Raw genomic sequence first — 6326 nt, forward strand, 5'->3', positions numbered from 1 at the left:
TCTGGGACATAAAAAACCTCCTCAAACTTTGATTTAAAGAGATTATCTCATAGGTATTATATACACTAACAGGTGGATTCTATTTGACGCTTACGTTTCTACAGATAGTGATGAGCAGGCTAGTAGTTACGAAGTGCAGATTGAACACTATACAGAGTTTATCAAGAAGAATTCAGAGTGGGAATTTGCAGGGATCTTTGCTGATGATGGTATCAGCGGCACAAATACAAAAAATCGCGACGAATTTAATCGAATGATTGATGAGTGTATGGCTGGGAAAATTGATATGGTTATTACCAAATCAATAAGCCGATTTGCTAGAAATACCTTGGACTGTCTACAATACATCAGGAAACTTAAAGATAAAAATGTAGCGGTATATTTTGAGAAAGAAAATATCAATACATTGGATGCCAAAGGTGAAATTATGCTTACCATTATGGCATCCTTAGCGCAACAAGAGAGCCAGTCATTAAGCCAGAATGTAAAGCTTGGCTATCAATACCGATACCAACAGGGAGAGGTAATGGTCAATTGTTCTAGGTTTTTAGGATATACCAAAGATGAAAATAAGCGATTAGTAATTGTGCCGGAGGAAGCTGAAATAGTTAAAAGAATTTACCGAGAGTACCTTGAAGGCTCCAGTATGGATAAAATTAAAAAAGGACTTGAAGCAGATGGCATACTTACAGGAGCGGGCAAAAAAAGGTGGCACACCAGCACTATAAGGAAAATATTAAGCAATGAAAAATACATTGGTGATGCACTGCTCCAAAAAACTTATACGGTAGATTTTCTTACAAAAAAGAGGGTTGTGAATAATGGAATCGTACCTCAGTATTATGTAGAGAATAACCATGAAGCCATTATCCCGCGTGAAATTTTCATGCAGGTTCAAGAAGAGTTAGTTCGTAGAAGTAAAGGACATATAAGTACTAGTGGAAAGAAAAGAAACTTTAGTTCAAATCATGTATTTTCGCAAATTATCTTCTGTGGAGAGTGTGGCGAAATATACCGTAGAGTTCATTGGAATAACCGAGGTAAAAAATCGATTGTTTGGAGATGCGTCAGTAGGCTTGAGAATACAGGGTTAGCTTGTCATTCCCGAACCGTGCTGGAGGATATGATAGGTATTGCTACGGTGGAGGCAATTAATAAACTAATAGGGCAAAAGGATGGCTTTTTAACTATCTTAAAGGAAAATATAGAAACAGTGATAAGTGAAACGGACAATAATATTGTTTCCAATATAGATAAAAAGCTAGAGGAATTACAAAAAGACCTTTTGAAACTGGCCAATTCCAAAGAAGATTATAACGATATAGCCGATGAGATTTACAGGCTCAGAGAGGAAAGGCATAAGGCTTTAGCAGAAGAAGCCGGCAAAAAAGGCTCCAAGCAAAGGCTAGAAGATATGGAAAAATTCCTTAATGAACAATCCACCCTCCTCGAGGAGTATGATGAGCAACTAGTAAAAAAGCTTATAGAGAAAATAACGGTCTATGATGATAAACTTACTATTGAATTTAAATCTGGTGTTGAAATTGACATAGAAATATAAAATGGGTTTGACCGCCGATTAAGGGGCTGTGGCATCTTGGTCGGCGGTTTTTGTAATTAACTTATTACAATTACAAAATCATATTGACAACTATCGATATGCTTGATATTATTGTCATATCGAGAACATTCGATATCATTGATACATATAAATATAAAGGAGGTAATTTTATGAAGCATTCATATGCAGATTATGTTCCTGCAATTAAGGCTATGTCAGATGAAACACGGTTAAAGATTATAGATATGCTATCGTGTGGAGAAATGTGCGCATGCGATATATTAGAAGAATTCAGTATTTCTCAATCCACTCTTAGTTATCATATGAAGATATTATCTGAAAGCGGTCTTGTAAATGCAGTACGTGATGGGGCTTGGATGAGATATACATTAAACAAAGAAAAAACGGATGAGGTTATAGCTTTCTTTACATGCATAACAAACGATAAAGAAGATTGTATTTGTAAAAAGAGCAAAAATAAAAAATCTGATAATCAATGTTGTTAAGGAGGATTTAGTAATGAAAAATATTGAGATTTTTGACCCAGCAATGTGTTGCTCGACAGGAGTTTGTGGACCATCTATTGACCCAGAGCTGTTAAGAGTAGCAACTGTTATTAATTCGCTTAAAGAAAAAGGGATTATTATAAAAAGGCATGGTTTGTCAAGTGAACCTCAGGATTTTATCTCCAATAAAGTTATAAGTGAAATTCTACAAAAGGAAGGAGCAGATATTCTTCCTGTAACACTGGCAGATGGTGAAATTGTAAAAACCAAAAGCTACCCAACAAACGAAGAGTTTTCAGAATGGTTAGGGGTGGAAATAAGCACAAAACCTCAAAAGAAGAGCGGCTGCTGCGGACCAAAGGGGTGCTGTTAAGATGTTAAAGAATAATTATGAGCCATTTAGTTTAGATGGGATAAATCTGACTAAGTATATGTTTTTCACAGGAAAGGGTGGTGTAGGTAAAACCTCAACCGCTTGTGCTGTGGCAGTAAATTTATCTGATAATGGAAAAAGTGTTCTCCTTATAAGCACTGATCCTGCATCCAATTTGCAGGATGTTTTTAATACTGAGCTTGATGGCAAAGGTGTGCCGATTGATGGAGCGCCGGGTTTAGTTGTGGCGAATCTTAACCCAGAGGAAGCTGCCAGAGAGTATAGGGAATCGGTTATTGCTCCATATAGGGGGAAGTTGCCGGATAGTGTAATTGTAAATATGGAGGAACAACTCTCGGGTTCATGTACTGTTGAAATTGCCGCTTTTGACCAGTTTTCGAACTTCATCACTGATAAATCCACAGAGAATAAATACGATTATATTATTTTTGATACTGCTCCGACAGGGCACACACTTCGTATGCTGCAATTACCATCAGCCTGGAGTAATTTTATCAGTGAAAGTACACATGGGGCGTCATGTTTAGGTCAGCTCGCTGGACTTCAAGATAAAAAGGATATGTATAAGAATGCGGTTGAAAACCTTGCAGATAAAGATAAAACAACTTTGATATTGGTATCAAGGCCGGAGGAAACTCCTTTGATTGAAGCTGAACGTTCAAGCCATGAGCTTAGTGAGCTAGGGATAAACAATCAGGTTTTAGTTATCAATGGTATACTGAGTGAAGCAACTGACGATGTTTCGATTAAAATGTTAGATAAGCAGCAAAAGGCTTTGGAAAATATGCCACAGGGTTTAAAAAAGTTTAAGATTTTCACTATACCACTTCGTTCCTATAACGTTGTAGGTATTGATAATATTAGAACATTTTTATATAGTGACGAATACACAAAAAATAGTATTTATAGCAAATCCTTAAATTTAAGAAACCTAGATGTTCTGATTGAAGATATTTATAGGGCAGGTAAAAAAGTGATATTTACAATGGGCAAAGGCGGTGTTGGAAAAACAACTATTGCTGCAACCATTGCAGTGGCTCTTGCTAGAAAGGGTGTTAAGGTACATTTAACATCTACAGACCCAGCTAATCATCTCAAATATGTGGTTGAAGATACTGAAAATATTAAGCTAAGTAAAATAGATGAAAAGCAGGAACTATTGCGATATCAAAATGAGGTATTAAGTAAGGCTCGTGAAACAATGAGCGAAGATGATGTTGCTTATGTTGAAGAGGATTTACGCTCTCCATGCACACAGGAGATTGCAGTATTTAGAGCATTTGCTGAGATTGTTGACAAGGCTGAAAACGAAGTTGTAATAATTGATACTGCACCAACGGGTCACACGCTTCTGTTGCTTGATTCTACACAGAGTTATCATAAAGAGGTTCAGAGAACAAAAGGTGAAACGCCAATATCTGTTCAAAGATTACTTCCAAGACTTCGGGATGAGAAACAAACAGAGGTTATTATTGTTACATTACCTGAAGCAACACCGGTATTTGAAGCTCAGAGACTGGGTGATGACCTGAATAGAGCGGGAATTAATAACAAATGGTGGGTGGTTAATCAGTGCCTTTCATTGACGAATACTAAAAATAGTATGTTAATAGCTCGCGCTGATGCTGAAAAGCAATGGCTGGAAAAAGTTAAGCAAATAAGTTCTGATAACTTTGTTGCAATCCCCTGGTTTCAGGATGCATCAATTGAAAATATAGTGAACTTTTCTGGAGGTAGTAAAAGTGATGAATAAAAGTGATGCTGGCTGTTGCTCTTGTGGCAGTAGCTGCTGCGGACAAGAACAGAAAAAAAGGCAGATTATAATAGATTTTCTTTATCTTGATCTGAGTGTATGTAAGAGGTGTCAAGGAACTGAAACTAATCTTGAGGATGCAGTTAATGAAGTATCAACGGTATTAAGAACGGCAGGGTTTGATATAGTGGTGAATAAGATTAATATAAATTCAAGGGAGTTAGCCATTGAACACCATTTTTTAAGTTCTCCAACCATTCGTGTAAATGGCAGGGATATTGCTCTTGAGGTTAAGGAATCTTCCTGCAAAGAATGTGGAGATCTATGTGGTGACTCTGTGGATTGCAGAGTTTGGGTGCAGGATGGTATAGAGTATACGGAACCACCAAAATCCATGATTATTAACGCAATTTTGAAAGAAGTTTATGATGGCCATAGTTCAATCCCCTTGACAAATGAGAAATATGAAATCCCACAAAACTTAATTACATTTTTTGATAGCTTAGAAAGAAAGGGGGATTGATTTACATGAGTAAGGAACGTAATAGTGGAATTGGATTTTTTGAAAAGTACTTAACCGTATGGGTTATTTTATGTATGTTTGCAGGGGTATTGATTGGAAAGTTTTTACCCGGAATCCCAGCGTTTTTAGGACGTTTTGAATATGCAAATGTTTCAATACCTATGGCGATTTTAATCTGGCTTATGATATATCCAATGATGCTAAAAGTAGATTTTCAAAGTATTAGAAATGTAGGAAAAAATCCTAAGGGGCTTTTTGTTACATGGATAACTAACTGGCTGATAAAGCCTTTTACCATGTTCGGCATTGCATGGCTGTTTTTCTTTGTAATTTTTAAATCTCTAATTCCGGCAGAATTGGCACAAGACTATCTTGCGGGAGCAATACTTCTTGGAGCGGCACCGTGTACAGCGATGGTATTTGTATGGAGTTATTTGACTAAAGGCAATGCGGCTTATACCGTCGTGCAAGTAGCAACAAATGATCTTATAATTCTCATAGCTTTCACGCCCATAGTTGCGTTTCTTCTAGGTGTGGGCGGTGTAACCATACCCTGGGACACTCTTGTTTTATCTGTAGTATTGTTTGTTGTTATCCCGCTGGCTGGTGGTATAATTACCCGTAATTACATCACAAAAAAGCGAGGACTCGATTACTTTGAAAAGAGTTTTATACCGAAGTTTGGGAATATCACTACCATAGGTCTATTGCTAACATTAATAATAATCTTTTCATTCCAGGGCGATGTAATTCTGAACAATCCACTCCATATTGTTTTAATTGCTATACCATTAATTATTCAGACTTTCCTAATCTTTTTCATTGCATATCTAGCAAGCAAGGTTATAAAACTACCTCATGAGATAGCAGCGCCTGCTGGTATGATTGGTGCCTCTAACTTTTTTGAACTGGCAGTTGCCGTTGCGATTGCATTGTTTGGAACACAAAGCCCAGCTGCACTTGCTACCATTGTAGGGGTTCTAACAGAAGTGCCTGTTATGTTGATATTAGTAAAGATAGCGAATAATACAAGGCACTGGTTTCCAGAAAAAAGCTAGAAAGGAGGTAATGCTTAATGAGTAATAAACTAAAGGTCGCATTTATATGTGTTCATAATTCATGTCGAAGCCAAATAGCCGAGGCACTTGGTAAGCACTTTGCAGGAGATATATTTGAAAGCTACTCTGCTGGCACAGAAACAAAACCTCAAATTAACCAGGATGCTGTGCGCCTAATGAAAGAGCTTTATGATATAGATATGGAGAAAACTCAACATTCAAAGTTGCTTGATGAAATACCTCCAGTAGATATTGTTATTACAATGGGGTGTAATGTGGAATGCCCTTACCTTCCATGTAAACACAGGGAAGATTGGGGGTTGGATGATCCTACAGGTAAGAGTGATGAGGAATTTAAAAAAGTAATATCAACAATAGAAACAAAAATAAAAGAGTTAAAAGCAAAACTAAAGTCATAATAATTATAACGCCAATTGTATGAGTAAAATTAATGTGGGCAAAAATTAAACCCCTTCATTTGGGTAAGGACCGTTAGGTCCTTACCCAAATGAAGGGGCCACCAAGCGAAAG

Annotated in this window: 7 protein-coding genes; all 7 read left to right on the top strand. The window is 37.0% G+C overall.

Going from position 1 to position 6326, the window contains the following annotated elements; translation table 11 throughout:
- The first annotated feature begins 76 nt into the window (after nucleotides 1-76).
- The 7 genes from J2S07_RS21370 (at nucleotide 77) to J2S07_RS21400 (ending at nucleotide 6214) form a co-directional block, all read left to right on the top strand.
- Nucleotides 77-1561, top strand: coding sequence for a recombinase family protein (locus J2S07_RS21370; protein WP_442320013.1), 1485 nt, complete (start codon nucleotides 77-79; stop codon nucleotides 1559-1561).
- A gap of 170 nt (nucleotides 1562-1731) precedes the next feature.
- Nucleotides 1732-2067: an ArsR/SmtB family transcription factor gene (locus J2S07_RS21375; RefSeq protein ID WP_015009204.1), complete on the top strand. Its 336-nt coding sequence runs from the start codon at nucleotides 1732-1734 to the stop codon at nucleotides 2065-2067.
- 13 nt (nucleotides 2068-2080) lie between these two features.
- Nucleotides 2081-2440: an arsenite efflux transporter metallochaperone ArsD gene (gene arsD / locus J2S07_RS21380; RefSeq protein WP_014097257.1), complete on the top strand. Its 360-nt coding sequence runs from the start codon at nucleotides 2081-2083 to the stop codon at nucleotides 2438-2440.
- 1 nt (nucleotide 2441) lies between these two features.
- Complete coding sequence (gene arsA / locus J2S07_RS21385) at nucleotides 2442-4214, top strand: arsenical pump-driving ATPase (RefSeq protein WP_307152409.1); 1773 nt, start codon at nucleotides 2442-2444, stop codon at nucleotides 4212-4214.
- Complete coding sequence (locus tag J2S07_RS21390) at nucleotides 4207-4737, top strand: DUF2703 domain-containing protein (RefSeq protein ID WP_307152410.1); 531 nt, start codon at nucleotides 4207-4209, stop codon at nucleotides 4735-4737. The genes arsA and J2S07_RS21390 overlap by 8 nt, the downstream gene beginning before the upstream one ends.
- Before the next feature lie 5 nt (nucleotides 4738-4742).
- On the top strand, nucleotides 4743-5795 hold the full coding sequence (gene arsB, locus J2S07_RS21395) for an ACR3 family arsenite efflux transporter (protein ID WP_061857590.1): 1053 nt from the start codon (nucleotides 4743-4745) through the stop codon (nucleotides 5793-5795).
- 17 nt (nucleotides 5796-5812) lie between these two features.
- Nucleotides 5813-6214, top strand: a complete 402-nt coding sequence (locus J2S07_RS21400) for an arsenate reductase ArsC (RefSeq protein WP_014097261.1) — start codon at nucleotides 5813-5815, stop codon at nucleotides 6212-6214.
- Nucleotides 6215-6326 lie beyond the last annotated feature (112 nt).

Origin of the sequence: Anoxybacillus andreesenii (assembly GCF_030813005.1) — a bacterium.
Classification (GTDB): Bacteria; Bacillota; Bacilli; order Bacillales; family Cytobacillaceae; genus Robertmurraya; species Robertmurraya andreesenii.